Here is a 17,147-nt window from a genome sequence, read left to right on the forward strand (position 1 = left end):
TCCCGTCGGCCGGCCGGGGCCGGCGATGACGGTCTCGTTCGGCTGGGGGCCCGTCGAGGCGCGGGTCCTCGCCCCCTCGGCCGCCTGTGTGGTCGTCGTCGACGTGCTGTCCTTCACCACGGCCGTGGGCGTCGCCGTCGAGGCCGGCGCGGCCGTCCATCCCTACCGGTGGCGGGACGCGACGGCCGTCGCGTACGCGGAGAGCGTCGGCGCGACCCTCGCCGTCGGACGCCGCGAGGCTGCCCCCGAGCACCCGTGGTCGCTCTCCCCGGCGGCCCTGCGCGCCGCCCCGATCCCGCCACGTCTGGTCCTGCCCTCGCCGAACGGCTCCACCATCTCCGCGGAGGCCGGGAGCGCGACCGTCGTCGCCGCCTGTCTGCGCAATCACTCGGCCGTCGCCCGCTGGCTCACGCGGCAGGGGTACGGCTCCGCCGAACGCCCCGTCGCGGTCATCGCGTCCGGCGAGCGGTGGCCGGACGGATCGCTGCGCCCGGCGCTGGAGGACCTGCTCGGCGCGGGCGCCGTCCTCGCCGGGCTGCGGGCCGCGGGCCCGCACATCCTCACTCCGGAGGCGAGCGCGGCGGCCACGCTGTGGTCGGCCACCGAGGACCCGGTCGCCGCCTTGCACGGCTGTGACTCGGGTCGTGAACTGTACGAGTACGGCTTTCCGCAGGACGTGGCCGTGGCCGCCGAGACCGACAGCTCGACGACCGTCCCCGTTCTCGTGGACGGCGCATTCCAGGAGGCACCATGACCGACCTACTGACCCGGCTGACCGAGATGCTGGACGATCTCGACGCCGACGTGGACGAGACGATCGACCTCGCCGACGAGATCGCCGCCTCGGGCGACGCCGGTCTCCTGCCGCGTCTCCAGGCGGAGCTGGACCGCGCCCTCACCGAGCGGAACGCGTACGCCCGTGAGCTGCTCGGCGGTGTCGTCGCGGCGATCGGGGGCCCGGAGGCCCTGCCGACCCTGATCCGCGCCTCCGCCGTCGACCTCGGTGACGACCAGGACGGTCTGGCCACCGAGATCGTCGATCTGGTCCAGGCCGACCCGAAGGCGGCCCGGGACCTCCTCCAGCCGCTGACGGAGGACGACGACCTCTCCGTCGCCAACCGCGCCGACTGGGCCCTGCGCTTCCTGCCGTAGCGGGTTTGCGGGGCCACGCGACCGGCTCAGGGTCTACCAGTAGCCGCTGCAGTCCACGTGGTTCGTGCCGGTGTCCTTGATGCAGACGCGGTAGTAGTAGCCGCTGCCGCCCAGCATGTTCGACCAGTCGGAGCCCGGGTTGGGGAACTTGACCGAGAGGCTGCGCAGGAGCGGTCCGGCGTATCCGTTGTGCTTCTCGATGTAGCCGTACTTGTCCCACCACTGGCCACCGGTGGAGTCGGTGACGCGGACCCAGGCCGCCTGACACGCGGGCGACCAGCGCAGCTCGGCCTTGAGTCCGCCGTCGGCGGTGGCGGTCTGCTTGGTGACCGCGTCGCCGTCGCAACTCTGCGAGACCGGGCCGAGGTTGTCGCAGCCGGCGCCGGTGCAGCCGGCGGCGTACGAGGTGCCGGCCAGCGGGACGAGGGTCATGGTCAGCGCGGCGGCCGAGACCGTCGCGATCTTCGTCAGGACGTGTTGCATCGGGAGACAACCTTCCGTAGCGGAATCGCCTGCGCCCTCCGAGGAGGCCGCAGACGATCTTGGTTGTCTGACCTGTGCGCGTCAACGGATAAAACGAGCAACTCGACGGCGAATCGGCCGGTCGGAGGTCGTCCCCATGGCCCGAACGGGACACACGGGGACGACTCCGACGACGCGTTCGGTCAGCGGCGCTTGCCGCCGCCCTCGCCCAGCAGACCCGCCTTGCGGAGGGCGTCGGCCATCGCGCTGTTCGCGGGCGCGGGCGCGGACGACCGGTCCCGGCCGCCCCGCTCGGACTGCCCGCCGCGACCGCCCTGGCCGCCTTGGCCGCCTTGGCCACCCTGTCCGTTCCGGCCGCCGCGGTCGCCCTGACCGCCACGGTCGCCGCGCTCGGCCCGGCGGCCACCGCCACCGCCCTGCCGCTGCTGCGGCGGTCGGCCGGAGCGCTCGCCCCGGTCACCGCGCTCGCGCTCGGGCGCCCCGTCCCCGGACTCCGCGGCGGACTGGTCGTCGAGCCGCAGCGTCAGCGAGATCCGCTTGCGCGGGATGTCGACGTCGAGGACCTTCACCTTGACCACGTCGCCGGGCTTCACCACGTCGCGCGGGTCCTTGACGAAGGTCTTCGACATCGCGGAGACGTGCACCAGGCCGTCCTGGTGCACACCGATGTCCACGAACGCCCCGAACGCCGCCACATTGGTGACGACGCCCTCCAGGACCATCCCGGACGCCAGGTCGCCGATCTTCTCGACGCCCTCCGCGAAGGTCGCGGTCCGGAACGCCGGACGCGGGTCGCGGCCCGGCTTCTCCAGCTCGCGCAGGATGTCCGTCACGGTCGGCAGACCGAAGGTCTCGTCCACGAAGTCGCCGGCCCGCAGCGAGCGCAGCGTCCCGGTGTCGCCGATGAGCGCCGCGACCTCGCCGCCCGTCGCCTTCACCATCCGACGCACCACCGGGTACGCCTCCGGGTGCACGGAGGAGGAGTCGAGCGGGTCGTCGCCGCCCCGGATGCGCAGGAAGCCCGCGCACTGCTCGTACGCCTTCGGGCCCAGACGGGCCACGTCCTTGAGGGCCCGGCGCGAGCGGAAGGGGCCGTTGGCGTCCCGGTGCGCGACGATGTTCTCCGCGAGGCCCGAGCTGATGCCCGAGACCCGCGAAAGGAGCGGCGCCGAGGCGGTGTTGACGTCGACGCCGACACCGTTCACACAGTCCTCGACGACCGCGTCGAGCGAGCGGGAGAGCTTCACCTCGGCCAGGTCGTGCTGGTACTGGCCGACGCCGATGGACTTCGGGTCGATCTTCACCAGTTCCGCGAGCGGGTCCTGGAGACGGCGGGCGATGGAGACCGCACCGCGCAACGACACGTCGAGGCCCGGGAGTTCCTGCGAGGCGAATGCGGAGGCCGAGTAGACCGAGGCGCCGGCCTCCGAGACCATCACCTTGGTCAGTTTCAACTCAGGGTGCTTGGCGAGGAGTTCGGCCGCCAGCTTGTCGGTCTCACGGGAGGCCGTGCCGTTTCCGATCGCGACCAGCTCGACCGCGTGCTCCTTCGCCAGCCGCGCCAGCCTGTCCAGCGCCTGGTCCCACTTGTTGGCCGGCACGTGCGGGTAGATCGTGTCGGTGGCGACGACCTTGCCGGTCGCGTCGACCACGGCGACCTTCACGCCCGTACGGAAGCCGGGGTCGAGGCCGAGCGTCGCCCGGGTGCCGGCCGGTGCGGCGAGCAGCAGGTCGCGCAGGTTCGCCGCGAAGACCCGGACCGCCTCATCCTCGGCGGCCGTCCGCAGCCGCAGCCGCAGGTCGATCCCGAGGTGCACGAGGATGCGGGTCCGCCACGCCCAACGGACCGTGTCCTGAAGCCACTTGTCCCCGGGGCGCCCCCGGTCGGCGACGCCGAAGCGACCCGCGACGATCCCCTCGTACGAGGAGGGGCCGGGGATCTCGGAGGGCTCCTCCGGCTCCAGGTCGAGGCTGAGCACGTCCTCCTTCTCGCCCCGCAGCATGGCGAGCACCCGGTGCGAGGGCAGAGCCGTGAAGGGCTCGGTGAAGTCGAAGTAGTCGGCGAACTTCGACCCCGCCTCCTCCTGTCCCGCGCGCACCGTGGCCACCAGCCGGCCGCGGCCCCACATGCGCTCGCGCAGCTCGCCGATGAGGTCGGCGTCCTCGGAGAACGTCTCGGCGAGGATCGCCCGCGCCCCCTCCAGGGCCGCGGCGGCGTCGGCGACGCCCCTGTCCGCGTCCACGAAGGCCGCGGCGGCCGCGGCAGGCTCCACGGACGGGTCGGCCAGCAGCCCCTCCGCCAGCGGCCCCAGACCGGCCTCACGGGCGATCTGGGCCTTCGTCCGGCGCTTCGGTTTGAAGGGCAGGTAGATGTCCTCCAGGCGCGCCTTGGTGTCGGCCGCCCGGATGCGGGCCTCGAGCTCCTCCGTCAGCTTGCCCTGCTCGCGTACCGAGTCGAGGATCGCCGACCGGCGGTCCTCCAGCTCGCGCAGATAGCGCAGCCGCTCCTCCAGGGTGCGGAGCTGCGCGTCGTCGAGCATCTCCGTCGCTTCCTTGCGGTAGCGGGCGATGAACGGCACGGTCGAACCGCCGTCGAGCAGCTCGACGGCTGCCTTCACCTGTCGCTCGCGTACGCCGAGTTCTTCGGCGATCCTTGCTTCGATGGACGTCGTCACGGTGTCCCGACTCGCCTTCTCGTGCCTCAAGCTTGCGAGTGCATTCTGCCGGGTCGGTCACCCGTACGCGGTAACCGGCCCGTCCCGCGCGCGTCCCGGGCGCCTCCGCGCGCCCCGCGGTCACCCCTTGCCGACGAGATCCGCCGGGAAGGCGCCCGCGACGGCGGCGGTGACCAGGAAGCCGCGCCCCAGCTCGGTGAGCCGCTCGACCCCGGCCGCGCCGAGGTGCTCGTACGGGGCGGCGTCGAGCCGGTCGGTGTGCTCCTCGATCTCGTCGCGGAGGGCCGTGCCCGCCCCGGTCAGCTCGCCCTCGGCGTCGAGCAGCCCGCGCCCGCGCAGCCGCTCCGCCGCGGCCTCCCAGTCGGCGCGCCGCCAGCCGCGGGAGCCGAGCACCCAGCGCGGGGCCATGCCCTTGCCGGTGGCGGTGTGGGAGACCAGGGCCTCGACGGGGTCGAGCCCGGCCGAGAGCAGGGCCGCGAGGTGCCCGTCGCCCCGGTGCTCGCGCAGCAGGGTGGCGGCGTACCAGTAGGCGAGGTGGGGCTCCTCGGGCACCGGCAGGTCCGCGTGGGCCGAGTAGAGCGGCCGGGCGTGCCGGGTGCAGGCCTCGGTGGCGCGCAGCGCGAGCTCCGCCGCCTCGGCCATCTCCGCCGAGGCGACCGTCTCCTCGCCGAGCAGCCGGCGCAGGGTGGCGTCGGCGGTGCGCAGCCGCGCGTCCAGGACCTGGGCGGGGGAGGCGGTCTCCCAGACGGCCGGGAGGTGCCGGGCGAGCAGCTCGTGGCTGTAGTTGTAGAAGGTCGCGGCGACCGTGCCCGCGCCCACCGCGCCGAGCGCGGCGCTGCGCGAGGCGAGCCGCATCGCCGACTGGTCGGTGAAGCCCAGGGCGCCGAACTCGCGGTCCAGATCGGGCGAGAAGTAGAGCGTGGAGTGCAGCGGGTTGAGGGCGTTGTGGCAGCGGCGTCCCGCGCGGGGCGGCAGAGCAGTCGTCGTCATGCCCGAAGGTTACCGACTGGTCGGTACGACGGGAACGGCCGGGACGGCTTCGGGGATCGCTCCGGGGCCGTTCCCCGGCACGCCATGGCAGAAAAGGTGGGATCGGCGTCATTGCGGCCGTCCCGGGCTCCTCGCAGGATGGAGACATGACGCAGCGACCCGTGCTCGTCGTCCTCTTCGACGGCGTGCAGAGCCTCGACGTCACCGGCCCCTACGAGGTGTTCGCCGGTGCCGGCCGCGCCTCCGGCGACCCGGAGGCCTACACGATCCGCACCGCCTCCCTGGACGGCGGCCCCGTCCGCACCCACAGCGGACTTCGCCTGCTTCCCGACACCACCCTCGCCGAGGCGGTCGCCGACGGCGCACCGCACACGCTCGTCGTCCCCGGCGGCGAGGGCACCCGGGAACCGGATCCGGCCCTGATCGACTGGCTCCGCACCCACGCCCCGGACGCCGGGCGGCTGGTCTCCGTCTGCACGGGGGCCTTGCTCCTCGCCGAGGCGGGGCTCCTCGACGGACACCGGGCGACCACCCACTGGGTGGCCTGCGACCACATGGCCCGCTGTTACCCCGAGGTCGAGGTGGACCCGGACCCCATCTTCGTCCGCGACGGGCGGCTCTCCACCTCCGCCGGGGTCACGGCCGGCATCGACCTGGCCCTCGCGCTGGTCGAGGAGGACCTCGGCCGGGACGTCGCCCTCACCGTCGCCCGCCACCTGGTCGTCTTTCTGCGCCGCCCCGGCAACCAGGCGCAGTTCAGCGTCCAGCTCGCCGCCCAGACCGCCCGCCGGGAGCCGCTGCGCGACCTCCAGCAGTGGATCACCGAGCACCCCGAGGGCGACCTCTCCGTGGAGACCCTCGCCGCCCGTGCCCGGCTCTCGCCCCGTCACTTCGCCCGCGCCTTCCAGGCCGAGACGGGCACGACACCCGGCCGCTACGTCGACCGCGTGCGCCTCGAACACGCCCGCCGTCTCCTGGAGGAGACCTCCCGCGGCGTCGAGGAGGTAGCCCGTGCCTCGGGCTACGGCACCCCCGAGGCGATGCGCCGCGCCTTCACCAAGACGCTCGGCACCGCACCTGCCGACTACCGCCGCCGCTTCCACTCACCCGTCAACTGAAAGGCTGCAGCATGCAGATCGCCGTCCTGCTCTACCCGGGCTTCACCACGCTCGACGCCGTGGGCCCGTACGAGCTCCTCGCCCGCATCCCCGGGGCCGAGACCGTCTTCGTCGCCAAGGAGAGCGGCCCCGTCCGCAACGACCAGGGCAGCCTCGCCCTCGTCGCCGACAAGACCCTCGCCGAGGTCCCGCGCCCCGACATCGTGCTCGTCCCCGGCGGCCCCGACTCGCGCGGTGCCATGAACGACCCGGAGATCCAGGCCTGGCTCCGGGCCGCCGACGAGACGAGCACCTGGACCACGTCCGTCTGCACCGGCTCCCTGATCCTGGCCGCCGCCGGCGTCCTCGACGGCCGCCGGGCCACCACCCACTGGCTCGCCCTCGAGGAGCTCAAGGAGCTGGGCGTCGACCCCACCGGCGAGCGGGTCGTCTTCGACGGCAAGTACGTCACCGCCGCCGGGGTCTCCTCGGGCATCGACATGGCGCTGCACCTGATCGGCCGGATCGCCGGGGACGAGGCCGCCCAGACGATCCAGCTGCTCACCGAGTACGACCCGCAGCCGCCGTACGACGCGGGCTCGCCGGAGAAGGCCCCGGCCGAGATCGTCGCGCGGTGGCGGAGCGTGAAGCCGGAGGACCTTCCCCAGGGGCGCTGAGCGGAGGCCTGCCGGGCCTCAGCTCCCGTACGTGAAGCGGGGCGCCCGGCGCTCCAGGAACGCGGCGACACCCTCCGCGGTGTCGCCGCTGCCGCGTGCCTGCTCCGCCCAGTGAGCGTCCCGGTCCAGCCGCCCGTCGGCGAACTCCTTGGCCGCCGACTGGGTCAGCAGTGAGCGTGAGGCGAGCACCCGGGCGAACTCGGCGACCCGCTTGTCCAGCTCGCCCACCGGGTGCAGCTCGTCCACGAGTCCGGTCCGCAGGGCTCGCTCCGCGTCGATCAACTCGCCGGAGAACAGCAGGTACTTGGCGGTCGAAGGGCCCACCAGGGCGGCGAGCCGCCGGGTCGACGAGGACGCGTAGACGATGCCGAGCTTCGAGGGCGTGATCCCGAAGCGGGCGCCCTCCTCGGCGAACCGCAGATCGCAGGCTGCGGCGAGCTGGCTGCCGCCGCCGACGCAGAAGCCCCGGACGGCCGCCAGGGTCGGCCGGGGGAACGCGGCGAGCGCCTCCTCGGCCCGTACCGCGAGCGTCTGCTGCTCGTCCCCGGGCTCCCGGAGTGCCGAGATGTCGGCCCCGGCGCAGAACGTGTCGCCCTCGCCGGTCAGCACCAGGACCCGGACGGCGGGGTCGGCGGCGAGCCGGTCCAGTACGCCGGGCAGCGCCCGCCACATGCCGGCGCTCATCGCGTTGCGCTTGGCGGGGTTGGCGATGACCACGGTGGCGACGCCGTCCGTGACGCTGTCCTTCAGCTGCGGCTCCATGGGCCGGATGCTATCCGCCCTGCCCGAACGTACGATCAGGAAGGGGTCGTCCCGAGGAGGCACCGCATGGCCGAGGACGCCCATGAGCCGGACGAGGCCCGGGACACGGTCCGGGAGATGGCACGCGAGGGGAGACGGCTCAACCGGAGCTTCAGCTGGCTGGCCGTGCTCGGCGCGCTGCTCGTGCTCGGCGGTGTCGTCGGTCTGATCTACACCGGTCTCGCCACCCTGACCTCGATGCTGCTCTTCGGCTGGCTGCTGCTGATCGGCGGAATCGTCGGACTCCTCCAGGCGATCCAGTCGCGCGGCACCAGCTACTTCTGGCTCGCCGTGGTCGTGGCCGCGCTGAACATCGCGGCCGGTGTCGTGGTGATCCGTCACCCGGAGGGCTCGGCCGAGGCGCTGACGATGTTCGCCGCCCTGCTCTTCCTCACCGGCGGTGTCTTCCGGCTGGTCGGCAGTGTCGTGGTGCGTGGGCCGCAGTTCGGCTGGACGCTGCTCCAGGGCGCCTTCGGCCTGCTGCTCGGTCTGCTCGTCCTGTTCGACTGGCCGGACAGCAGCCGGTACGTTCTCGGGGTCTTCTTCTCGCTCGCGCTGCTCTTCGACGGCCTCGGCCTGATCGCCATCGGAGTGGGCGGGCGGCGGATCGTCGGTATGGTGACGCCGGCCCCCTTGTCCAGCGCGCCTCCAGAGCGCTCAGAAAGCGCGCCCGATCAGTCGAACAACTGACATCGGCATACTCACCCGATCGGAAAGCAGCCGATAAGTGTCGACTTCTGGTCAGTAGGCCGGTCCGCCTGCGCGCATTGCCAAGACTCGATCCGTGGCGAGAATCGAGCACGAGGGTGGGAACCGTACCGTGGAGCACCACGGAGGTGGCCCCGCCCGGCATCCGTCCTACGAAGGAGTCTGGCGCTTCACCGCTGCCGCGGTCGACGTCTCCGTCCCGCAGGCCCGGCACGCCGTACGCGACCTGCTGGTCCGTCAGGGCGTCCCCGTCCATGAGGAGATCATGGACGGCCTGCTGCTGATCGTCTCCGAGCTGGTGACCAACGCCGTGCGGCACGCGGCGCTGCTGTCCCCGGAGATAGCGGTGGAGGTGGCGATCGGGCCCGAGTGGATCCGGGTGTCCGTCGAGGACAACCACCCTTACCGCCCCAAGGCCCTCGAGGCGGACTACGGGCAGACGGGTGGCCGCGGGCTGCTGCTGGTCCGCGAGATCGCCCAGGAGTCGGGCGGCGCGTGCGACGTGGAGCACACCGCGAGCGGCGGCAAGATCATCTGGGCGGCGATGCCCCTGGCCCCGATGGCACCGGGGCCGGGAGCGGCCATCCACCAGCCGGTCGTCACCAGCCCCCGGACGGACCCGTCAGTTCCCTGACCGCCGGACGCGCCGCGTCGAGCACCGTCATGAACCAGGCGGAGAACGGCGCGGCGGCATGGCGCTCGGCCAGCTCGGCCGCGGTGACGAAGACGGTGTCCTCGATCTCCTCCGGGTCCGGCCGCGGCGCGGCCTGGACCAGGCCGACGAAGAGGTGGTTGAACTCCTGCTCCACCAGGCCGGAGGCCGGGTCCGGGTGGTTGTAGCGGACCGTGCCGGCCTCCGCGAGCAGCGTGGGCGAGACGCCGAGCTCCTCGAAGGTCCGCCGGGCGGCGGCGGCGAACGGAGCCTCGCCCGGGTAGGGGTGGCCGCAGCAGGTGTTCGACCAGACACCGGGGGAGTGGTACTTGCCGAGTGCCCGGCGCTGGAGCAGCAGCCGGCCCGACTCGTCGAAGAGGAAGACGGAGAAGGCGCGGTGCAGCAGCCCGGGCGCCTGGTGGGCGGCGAGCTTCTCCGCCGTACCGATGGTCGTTCCGTCCTCGTCGACCAGTTCGAGCATGATCGGCGCCGGGGCCTCGGACGGCTGGACACCGTTCGACATCATCTCCGGCATCTCCGGCGAGATCTGAGCCGCGGTGGCTGGTGTGGTCGGCATACCCATCCTTCGCTTCGGTCCTCGCCCCGGCGGGGCGATCTCAGTCTGCCGTACAAAAGCGGCTTGTCCGTACTTCGGAGGCCGGACGTGGCCGCTCCCACCGCACCGGAGTACCACCGGCGCGGCGGGAGCGGAGCGACGGCAGGGGGTCACTAGACCCCGAAAGCCGCCGGATAAGCGATCGTGCCGGGCGGAACGGGCACGGAATCGTCCAGGACGAGCGCCATCATGGCCTCGTCCGGAACCTCGAAACCTGGCTTGATTCCATACTCGGACGCCCGTACGAACCCGAACTTCGGGTAGTAGTCCGGGTGCCCCAGGACGAGCACGAGCGACTCGCCCCGCAGCCGCGCCGCGTCGAGCACCGCCCGGACGACGGCCTTTCCGGCCCCCGTCCGCTGGTACGCGGGTGCCACCGCGACCGGAGCGAGCGCCGCCGCGGGAGCGCCGGCCACCAGGCAGCGGGTGATCAGGGCGTGTGCCGCGATCGAGCCGTCCGGGGCCTCGGCCACGTACGACAGGCCCGGGAGCCAGGCGTCCGGGTCCCGCCGGAGCGCGTCGACCAGCTCGGCCTCCGCCTCCGAGCCGAAGGCGGCCGCCACGAGCGGCCGCACCACCGAGGCCTCCTCTGCGGTCTCCGGGCGGGTGCGCCAGCGCGGATCCGCGGGTCGCAGGACGAATCCCGCGTACCCGTAGTCGGAGCCGTGCTCGCGCCGCATCGCGATCTCGGCGCGGGCCCCCGCCACCGCCTCGGCCATGCCGGGCGCGGTGGTGTCCGCCGCGTCGGCGTGTGCGGCGAGCGGTCCGTAGTACTCGGCCCAGTCGCCCTCGGGCTGGAGGACGGTCCCCAGGACGTGGTAGCCGCCCGCGACCGCCGCAGCCGAGAGCTCGGCGACGCTGCGGAGCGCGTAGTGCTCCTCCCAGAAGGCGCGGGCCGCCGGGCCGGGCTCCTCGGTGGTCCAGACGCACTCGGTGAGCACCAGGGTGCCTCCGGGGGCCAGCAGCCTGCGCCACTCGGCGAGCGCCCGGTCGAAGCCGAGGACGAAGACCGAGCTCTCGGCCCAGACCAGGTCGAAGGAGCCGTCCGGGAACGGCAGTGCGCCCATGTCGGCGCGGAGGGTGTGGATCGAGCCGTCGAGCCCGCGGTGGGCGGCGGACCGCCGCAGTTCCGCGAGGAACGGTTCGTGGAGATCGACGGCGGTCACCTCGGCGCCCGCCTCGGCCGCCAGGAGCAGCGCCGAACGGCCGGGGCCGCAGCCCAGGTCGAGCACACGCGGACGCTCGGGCAGTGACCCGGAGAGCGCGAGGAGCCGACGCGTGGTGGCGTCGGAGCCGGGACCCTGCCGCGGAAGACCGTGGTGCAGGGCGAAGAAGGAGTCGTGCAAGGCGTTGTCGGACAACGTGGGAAACCCTTTGTGAGAGGGCTCCGGCCGACGACGTGACGGACCGGTGGGAACCGGGATCAGGTCAGCCGGAGACCCGGAAGCTGAGGAAGGACCGGGTGCTGCCGCTCGGGACAGCCTCCATCGCGACGGTCATCAACCTCAGCTCCTCTCTCCACACGTCGGTGCGAAGAGGCTAACAGGCGGCCGGTTCTCACAGGCAGAGTTTCGCCTCGTGCTCCGCGTGCCCCACCGGCTCCAGCTGGAAGGTGCAGTGCTCCACGTCGAAGTGCGAGCCCAGGCATCCCTGGAGGGAGTGCAGCATCTTCTCGTGCCCGACCGAGTCGAGCGCGTCCTGGTCCACGACCACGTGCGCCGAGAGCACCGGCATCCCCGAGGTGATCGTCCAGGCGTGCAGGTCGTGGACGTCCTCGACGCCCGGCAGGGCCAGGATGTGGGCCCGCACCTCCGTCATGTCGACGCCCTTGGGAGCGGCCTCCAGGAGGACGTCCAGCGTCTCGCGCAGCAGCTTGACCGTACGGGGGACGATCATCAGGCCGATCAGGATCGAGGCGATCGGGTCGGCGTACTGCCACCCCGTGACCAGGATGATGCCGGCCGCGACGATCACGGTGACCGAGCCCAGCGCGTCCGCGAGCACCTCCAGATACGCCCCGCGCACATTGAGGCTGTCCTTCTGGCCCCGCATGAGCAGGGACAGCGAGATCACGTTGGCGACCAGGCCGATCGTCGCGACCGCGATCGCCAGACCGCCCTTGGTCTCGGCCGGCTCGAAGAACCGCTGGACCGCCTCGTACAGCACGTATCCGCCGACGCCGAGGAGCAGCAGACAGTTGGCGAGCGCCGCGAGGATCTCGGCCCGGGCGAAGCCGAAGGTGCGGTTCCCCGAGGGGGGCCGGTTGGCGAAGTGGATCGCGAGCAGCGCCATCGCCAGGCCGACCGCGTCGGTCGCCATGTGCGCCGCGTCGGCGATCAGCGCGAGCGAGTCGGAGAGCACGCCGCCGATGATTTCGATCACCATCACGGAGAGCGTGATGCCGAGCGCGATGCGCAACCGGTTCTTGTACGCGGCCCCGGCCGTACCCGTCGGCGCAGGGCCGCCGTGACTGTGCCCGTGGTCGTGTCCAGCCCCCATGACATGGCCTCCAGATCATCTGTTCGCAAGTGCCCCGAGTCGCAAGTCAACTACGGGTGGGGGGTATGTGCAACACGGTACTGAACACCGTTGTCATATGCTCTGACCTGCGGCGATGCATTCCGGACCGGTGGTGGCGGGAAGGTGTCGCCAGGGTCGCGGCCGGGTCCCCCGCCGACGGCCGTGGCCGTCGTTTTGTGAGGCGGGCCGCCGATCGCCCATGATGATCTCCACGGGGCGCGCGCACCCGTGCGGACACGGGTGGGCCCGGGGGAGTCCGGCCTGCGAAGCCTCGGTGAAATCATGCTCTGTCTCATCCGATAGCCTCAGCCGACGTGTCGCCGCCCCGACGTCGGGCCGCACCGCCGCGCCCGGGGCAGCCATGGGCCCCGCCGGCCCCTCCGTCAGCTCCAAGGAGTGAGTTCGTCTGTCGACCGCCATCCTCACCGGCCCGCCGGCACCCGGATCCTCGCTCGACGGAGATCTGCGGTCGCTCGGCTTCGACGTCCGGACCGCAGCCGGCCCCGACGAGACCGGGGCGCTGCTCGCCGCGGTCCCCGCGGGTGAGCGCGTCGCGCTCGTCGACCCCCGGTTCGTCGGCCATGTGCACGCGCTGCGCCTGGCCCTCACCGACCCCCGGTTCCCCGCGGCAGCCGCACCGGGCGCGCTGACCGTGCAGAACGGGGCCCGCCCCGCGCTCGTCCGCGCCCTGACCGCCGCCGGCACCGAAGGCGACGACCTCACCGGGACGCTCGCCGACGCCCTCGACGCCGACGGCGTCGCCGTGCACCGGCCCCAGCTCGGCACCCTCGTCGCCACCGTCCCCACCGACGCCGAGGCCCGCCACGAGGCCCGCGCCGCCGTGGACGCCGTGGACGACGAGGCCGTACGTCTCCGCTCCGCCGTGAAGGCCCACGACGGCTTCTTCACCACCTTCTTCATCAGCCCGTACTCGCGCTACATCGCCCGCTGGTGCGCGCGCCGCGGCCTGACCCCCAACCAGGTCACCACCGCCTCGCTGCTCACCGCGCTGATCGCGGCCGGCTGCGCGGCGACCGGCGAGCGCGGCGGCTACATCGCCGCCGGGGTCCTGCTCCTCGTCTCCTTCGTCCTCGACTGCACCGACGGGCAGCTCGCCCGGTACGCGCTGAAGTACTCGACGATGGGCGCCTGGCTCGACGCCACCTTCGACCGCGCCAAGGAGTACGCCTTCTACGCGGGCCTCGCCCTCGGGGCGGCCCGCAACGGCGACGACGTCTGGGGGCCGGCCCTCGGCGCGATGATCCTCATGACCTGCCGGCACGTCGTGGACTTCTCGTTCAACGAGGCCAACGCCGAGAGCACGGGCGCCACGGCCAAGACCAGCCTCGCCGTCTCAAGCCGGCTCGACAGCCTCGGCTGGACCGTCTGGGCCCGCCGGATGATCATCCTGCCCATCGGCGAGCGCTGGGCCATGATCGCGGTCCTCACCGCCGTCACCACCCCGCGGATCGTCTTCTGGGCACTGATCATCGGCTGCGCCTTCGGGGCCTGCTACACCACGGCGGGGCGCGTCCTGCGCTCCCTGACCCGCAAGGCGAAGCGCACCGACCGGGCCGCGCAGGCCCTGGCGGACCTCGCGGACTCGGGACCGCTCGCCGCGCTCACGAACCGGATCCTCGGCCGCACCGGCATCCTGATGCTGCCGCCGCTGGTCCTCGCCCTGATCGCCACGGGCGCCATGATCGCCGCGGCCCTGAGCCGTCCCTTCGGGTCCGACCAGACCGTCGTCGCCGCCGTCTTCTACGTGGTGTTCGCCGGCGCCGCCGTCGCCCGCCCCCTCAAGGGCGCCCTCGACTGGCTGCTCCCGCCGCTGTTCCGGGCCGCGGAGTACGGCACGATCCTGATCCTCGCGGCCCGCTCCGAGGTGAACGGGGCCTTGCCCGCGGCCTACGGACTGGTGGCGGCCGTCGCCTACCATCACTACGACACGGTGTACCGCATCCGCGGCGGCACCGGCGCGCCGCCCGCGTGGCTGGTGCGCACGATCGGCGGTCACGAGGGCCGCACGTTGCTGGTGACCGTCCTCGCCGCCCTGCTGGCGAGCCGTGGCAACGACTTCACCCTGGCGCTCACCGCCCTGGCGGTCACCATCGCGCTTGTGGTGCTCGTGGAGTCCATCCGTTTCTGGGTGTCCTCCGGAGCACCCGCCGTACATGACGAAGGAGAAACAGCATGATCGGTCTCGTACTGGCAGCCGGTGCCGGACGGCGTCTGCGCCCCTACACCGACACGCTTCCGAAGGCCCTCGTGCCCGTCGACGGTGAGACCACCGTCCTCGACCTCACGCTGAAGAACTTCGCCGAGATCGGCCTCACCGAGGTCGCGATCGTCGTCGGCTACCGCAAGGAGGCCGTCTACGACCGCAAGGAGGCCCTCGAGGCGAAGTACGGCCTCAAGCTCACCCTCGTCGACAACGACAAGGCCGAGGAGTGGAACAACGCCTACTCCCTGTGGTGCGCCCGTGAGGTCCTCAAGCGCGGTGTGATCCTCGCCAACGGCGACACGGTCCACCCGGTCTCCGTCGAGAAGACCCTCCTCGCCGCCCGCGGCGACGGCAAGAAGATCATCCTCGCCCTCGACACGGTGAAGAGCCTCGCCGACGAGGAGATGAAGGTCATCACCGCCGAGGGCAAGGGTGTCCAGCGCATCACCAAGCTGATGGACCCGGCCACCGCCACCGGTGAGTACATCGGTGTCACCCTCATCGAGGCCGAGGCCGCCGAGGAGCTCGCCGACGCCCTCAAGGCCACCTTCGAGCGCGACCCCGACCTGTACTACGAGGACGGCTACCAGGAGCTGGTCAACCGCGGCTTCACCGTCGACGTCGAGCCCATCGGTGACGTCAAGTGGGTCGAGATCGACAACCACGACGACCTCGCGAAGGGCCGTGAGATCGCGTGCCAGTACTGACCCGGCTGATCCCCTCGCCGGTCGTCGTCGACATCCGCAGGGGAGCGCTGGACGACCTGTCCGCGCTCCTCGCGGACCAGCGGATCTCCAGCAACGGCAAGATCGCCGTCGCCATCAGCGGCGGCTCGGGCCTCAAGCTGCGTGACCACTTCGCCCCCGAGCTGCCCGGCGCCGACTGGTACCCGGTCTCCGGCGGCACCATCGACGAGGCCGTGAAGCTCGCCGACGCCATGCGCGGCAAGCGGTACGACGCCGTGGTCGCCCTCGGTGGCGGCAAGATCATCGACGTGACGAAGTACGCGGCGGCCCGGGTCGGGCTGCCGCTGGTGGCGATCGCCACCAATCTCTCGCACGACGGGATCTGCTCCCCGATCTCGACCCTGGACAACGACAACGGCCGGGGTTCGTACGGTGTGCCCACCCCGATCGCCCTCGTCATCGACCTGGACGTGATCAGGGACGCGCCGGTCCGGTACGTGCGCTCCGGCATCGGTGACGCGATCTCCAACCTCTCCGCGATCGCGGACTGGGAGCTCTCGCACCAGGTGACCGGCGAGCCCGTCGACGGCCTCGCGGCCGCGATGGCCCGCAGCGCCGGAGAGGCCGTGCTCCGCCACCCCGGCGGCGTCGGCGACGACGACTTCCTCGTCACCCTCTCCGAGGGCCTGGTGATGTCCGGCATCGCGATGTCGATCAGCGGGGACAGCCGCCCCTCCTCGGGCGCCTGCCACGAGATCAGCCACGCGTTCGACCTGCTGTTCCCGGCCCGCGCCGCCAGCCACGGCGAGCAGTGCGGTCTCGGCGCGGCCTTCGCCATGCACCTGCGCGGAGCCCACGACGGGTCCGGCCGGATGGTCGAGACGCTGCGCCGGCACGGACTGCCCGTCACGCCGGAGGAGATGGGCTTCAGCGTGGACGAGTTCGTCCAGGCGGTGTCCTTCGCCCCGCAGACCCGGCCGGGCCGCTTCACCATCCTCGAACACCTCGACCTGTCCGACGACCAGATCAGGGACGCGTACGCCGACTATGCCAAAGCCATCGGTAGCTGAGCTCCGCCCGGTCGTCCACCCCCCGGGTGTGAAGGACCGGCGCAGCGGGGAGCACTGGGGCGGCCGCCTGTACATGCGGGAGATCTCACTCAGGATCACCCGGCGGCTCGTCGGCACCAGGATCACGCCGAACCAGCTCACGTACGTGATGACCCTCGCGGGCGTCCTCGCGGCACCGGCTCTGCTGGTGCCCGGGATCCCCGGGGCGCTGCTCGGCGCGCTCATGGTCCAGCTCTATCTGCTGCTCGACTGCGTCGACGGCGAGGTGGCCCGCTGGAAGAAGCAGTTCTCGCTGTCCGGCGTGTACCTGGACCGGGTCGGCGCCTATCTGTGCGACGCGGCGGTGCTCGTCGGCTTCGGCCTGCGCGCCGCCGACCCGTGGGGCTCGGGCCGGATCGACTGGCTCTGGGCCTTCCTCGGAACCCTGGCCGCCCTGGGCGCCATCCTGATCAAGGCCGAGACCGACCTCGTCGGCGTGGCCCGGCACCAGGGCGGGCTGCCGCCGGTCAAGGAGTCGGCCTCCGAGCCGCGCTCCTCCGGCATGGCGCTGGCCCGCCGGGCGGCCGGTGCGCTGAAGTTGCACCGGCTCGTCCTCGGCATCGAGGCCTCGCTGCTGATCGTGGTCCTGGCCATCGCGGACCAGGTCAGGGGCGACCTCTTCTTCACCCGTCTCGGTGTCGCCGTCCTCGCCGCCATCGCGCTGCTCCAGACCGTGCTGCACCTCGTGTCGATCATGGTTTCGAGCAGGTTGAAGTGAGGCCGGCCGTGAGCACGCCGCTCAGGGTGGGAGCCGTCG

The 17,147-nt window shown here is 72.3% G+C and carries 17 protein-coding genes; 10 read left to right on the forward strand and 7 right to left on the reverse strand.

Annotated elements, in window-relative coordinates:
* Positions 1-25 precede the first annotated feature (25 nt).
* Together IF00_RS0102345 and IF00_RS0102350 are read left to right on the forward strand one after the other, a co-directional pair.
* Complete coding sequence (locus IF00_RS0102345; protein WP_030313655.1) at positions 26-754, forward strand: 2-phosphosulfolactate phosphatase; 729 nt, start codon at positions 26-28, stop codon at positions 752-754.
* The gene (locus IF00_RS0102350) at positions 751-1,152 is read left to right on the forward strand and encodes a hypothetical protein (RefSeq protein WP_030313656.1); all 402 of its coding nucleotides are present in this window, start codon (positions 751-753) and stop codon (positions 1,150-1,152) included. The genes IF00_RS0102345 and IF00_RS0102350 overlap by 4 nt, the downstream gene beginning before the upstream one ends.
* Positions 1,153-1,185: 33 nt before the next feature.
* Here IF00_RS0102350 and IF00_RS0102355 read toward each other — a convergent pair whose 3' ends face one another.
* From IF00_RS0102355 to IF00_RS0102365, 3 genes are all read right to left on the reverse strand, one after another.
* Positions 1,186-1,635 carry a DUF2690 domain-containing protein gene (locus tag IF00_RS0102355; RefSeq protein ID WP_030313658.1) on the reverse strand — a complete coding sequence of 150 codons (450 nt, stop codon included), beginning with the start codon at positions 1,633-1,635 and terminating at the stop codon, positions 1,186-1,188.
* A gap of 182 nt (positions 1,636-1,817) precedes the next feature.
* Positions 1,818-4,310, reverse strand: a complete 2,493-nt coding sequence (locus tag IF00_RS0102360; RefSeq protein ID WP_030313660.1) for a Tex family protein — start codon at positions 4,308-4,310, stop codon at positions 1,818-1,820.
* Between the two features lie 120 nt (positions 4,311-4,430).
* The gene (locus IF00_RS0102365; RefSeq protein ID WP_030313661.1) at positions 4,431-5,300 is read right to left on the reverse strand and encodes an SCO6745 family protein; all 870 of its coding nucleotides are present in this window, start codon (positions 5,298-5,300) and stop codon (positions 4,431-4,433) included.
* Positions 5,301-5,446: 146 nt separating this feature from the next.
* On the opposite strand from IF00_RS0102365, the gene IF00_RS0102370 reads away from it, so the two are divergent.
* Both IF00_RS0102370 and IF00_RS0102375 read left to right on the forward strand, forming a co-directional pair.
* Complete coding sequence (locus IF00_RS0102370; protein WP_030313663.1) at positions 5,447-6,418, forward strand: GlxA family transcriptional regulator; 972 nt, start codon at positions 5,447-5,449, stop codon at positions 6,416-6,418.
* 11 nt (positions 6,419-6,429) lie between these two features.
* The gene (locus tag IF00_RS0102375) at positions 6,430-7,074 is read left to right on the forward strand and encodes a DJ-1/PfpI family protein (protein WP_030313665.1); all 645 of its coding nucleotides are present in this window, start codon (positions 6,430-6,432) and stop codon (positions 7,072-7,074) included.
* A gap of 18 nt (positions 7,075-7,092) precedes the next feature.
* Here the strand turns inward: IF00_RS0102375 and IF00_RS0102380 are convergent, their stop codons facing one another.
* On the reverse strand, positions 7,093-7,836 hold the full coding sequence (locus IF00_RS0102380) for an enoyl-CoA hydratase/isomerase family protein (RefSeq protein ID WP_030313666.1): 744 nt from the start codon (positions 7,834-7,836) through the stop codon (positions 7,093-7,095).
* A gap of 66 nt (positions 7,837-7,902) precedes the next feature.
* Between IF00_RS0102380 and IF00_RS0102385 the strand changes: the two genes are divergently transcribed.
* Both IF00_RS0102385 and IF00_RS0102390 read left to right on the forward strand, forming a co-directional pair.
* Entirely contained in the window at positions 7,903-8,565 is a 663-nt protein-coding gene (locus tag IF00_RS0102385; RefSeq protein ID WP_106975753.1) for an HdeD family acid-resistance protein, read from the forward strand.
* Between the two features lie 94 nt (positions 8,566-8,659).
* On the forward strand, positions 8,660-9,217 hold the full coding sequence (locus IF00_RS0102390; protein ID WP_030313670.1) for an ATP-binding protein: 558 nt from the start codon (positions 8,660-8,662) through the stop codon (positions 9,215-9,217).
* Here IF00_RS0102390 and idi read toward each other — a convergent pair.
* The 3 genes from idi to IF00_RS0102415 all read right to left on the reverse strand — a co-directional run bounded on the left by idi (position 9,183) and on the right by IF00_RS0102415 (position 12,350).
* A complete protein-coding gene (idi, locus tag IF00_RS0102395; RefSeq protein WP_030313671.1) occupies positions 9,183-9,812 on the reverse strand; it encodes an isopentenyl-diphosphate Delta-isomerase in 630 nt (209 codons plus the stop codon). The two genes, IF00_RS0102390 and idi, sit on opposite strands and share 35 nt — an antisense overlap.
* Positions 9,813-9,964: 152 nt before the next feature.
* The gene (locus IF00_RS0102400; protein WP_030313674.1) at positions 9,965-11,212 is read right to left on the reverse strand and encodes a bifunctional class I SAM-dependent methyltransferase/N-acetyltransferase; all 1,248 of its coding nucleotides are present in this window, start codon (positions 11,210-11,212) and stop codon (positions 9,965-9,967) included.
* Positions 11,213-11,408: 196 nt separating this feature from the next.
* Positions 11,409-12,350, reverse strand: a complete 942-nt coding sequence (locus tag IF00_RS0102415) for a cation diffusion facilitator family transporter (protein WP_030313675.1) — start codon at positions 12,348-12,350, stop codon at positions 11,409-11,411.
* 427 nt (positions 12,351-12,777) lie between these two features.
* Here IF00_RS0102415 and IF00_RS0102420 point away from each other — a divergent pair, with 427 nt between their 5' ends.
* From IF00_RS0102420 to IF00_RS0102435, 4 genes are read left to right on the forward strand one after another with little or no spacing between them, the layout of a single operon-like run.
* Positions 12,778-14,568, forward strand: coding sequence for a DUF5941 domain-containing protein (locus IF00_RS0102420; RefSeq protein ID WP_030313677.1), 1,791 nt, complete (start codon positions 12,778-12,780; stop codon positions 14,566-14,568).
* Positions 14,565-15,302, forward strand: a complete 738-nt coding sequence (locus tag IF00_RS0102425; protein WP_030313679.1) for a phosphocholine cytidylyltransferase family protein — start codon at positions 14,565-14,567, stop codon at positions 15,300-15,302. The genes IF00_RS0102420 and IF00_RS0102425 overlap by 4 nt, the downstream gene beginning before the upstream one ends.
* On the forward strand, positions 15,290-16,351 hold the full coding sequence (locus tag IF00_RS0102430) for an iron-containing alcohol dehydrogenase family protein (RefSeq protein WP_030313680.1): 1,062 nt from the start codon (positions 15,290-15,292) through the stop codon (positions 16,349-16,351). Before IF00_RS0102425 ends, IF00_RS0102430 begins: the two co-directional genes overlap by 13 nt.
* A complete protein-coding gene (locus IF00_RS0102435) occupies positions 16,329-17,108 on the forward strand; it encodes a CDP-alcohol phosphatidyltransferase family protein (protein ID WP_078944524.1) in 780 nt (259 codons plus the stop codon). The genes IF00_RS0102430 and IF00_RS0102435 overlap by 23 nt, the downstream gene beginning before the upstream one ends.
* Positions 17,109-17,147: the final 39 nt, after the last annotated feature.

Source organism: Streptomyces flavochromogenes, assembly GCF_000717595.1.
GTDB lineage: Bacteria > Actinomycetota > Actinomycetes > Streptomycetales > Streptomycetaceae > Streptomyces > Streptomyces flavochromogenes.

Bases quoted from the DNA above. Each gene is read 5' to 3' on its own strand.
- IF00_RS0102370 (WP_030313663.1), top strand. From the start codon at position 5,447: ATGACGCAGCGACCCGTGCTCGTCGTCCTCTTCGACGGCGTGCAGAGC.
- IF00_RS0102415 (WP_030313675.1), bottom strand. From the start codon at position 12,350: ATGGGGGCTGGACACGACCACGGGCACAGTCACGGCGGCCCTGCGCCG.
- IF00_RS0102375 (WP_030313665.1), top strand. From the start codon at position 6,430: ATGCAGATCGCCGTCCTGCTCTACCCGGGCTTCACCACGCTCGACGCC.
- IF00_RS0102355 (WP_030313658.1), bottom strand. From the start codon at position 1,635: ATGCAACACGTCCTGACGAAGATCGCGACGGTCTCGGCCGCCGCGCTG.
- idi (WP_030313671.1), bottom strand. From the start codon at position 9,812: ATGCCGACCACACCAGCCACCGCGGCTCAGATCTCGCCGGAGATGCCG.
- IF00_RS0102385 (WP_106975753.1), top strand. From the start codon at position 7,903: ATGGCCGAGGACGCCCATGAGCCGGACGAGGCCCGGGACACGGTCCGG.
- IF00_RS0102380 (WP_030313666.1), bottom strand. From the start codon at position 7,836: ATGGAGCCGCAGCTGAAGGACAGCGTCACGGACGGCGTCGCCACCGTG.
- IF00_RS0102350 (WP_030313656.1), top strand. From the start codon at position 751: ATGACCGACCTACTGACCCGGCTGACCGAGATGCTGGACGATCTCGAC.
- IF00_RS0102425 (WP_030313679.1), top strand. From the start codon at position 14,565: ATGATCGGTCTCGTACTGGCAGCCGGTGCCGGACGGCGTCTGCGCCCC.
- IF00_RS0102435 (WP_078944524.1), top strand. From the start codon at position 16,329: ATGCCAAAGCCATCGGTAGCTGAGCTCCGCCCGGTCGTCCACCCCCCG.
- IF00_RS0102345 (WP_030313655.1), top strand. From the start codon at position 26: ATGACGGTCTCGTTCGGCTGGGGGCCCGTCGAGGCGCGGGTCCTCGCC.
- IF00_RS0102365 (WP_030313661.1), bottom strand. From the start codon at position 5,300: ATGACGACGACTGCTCTGCCGCCCCGCGCGGGACGCCGCTGCCACAAC.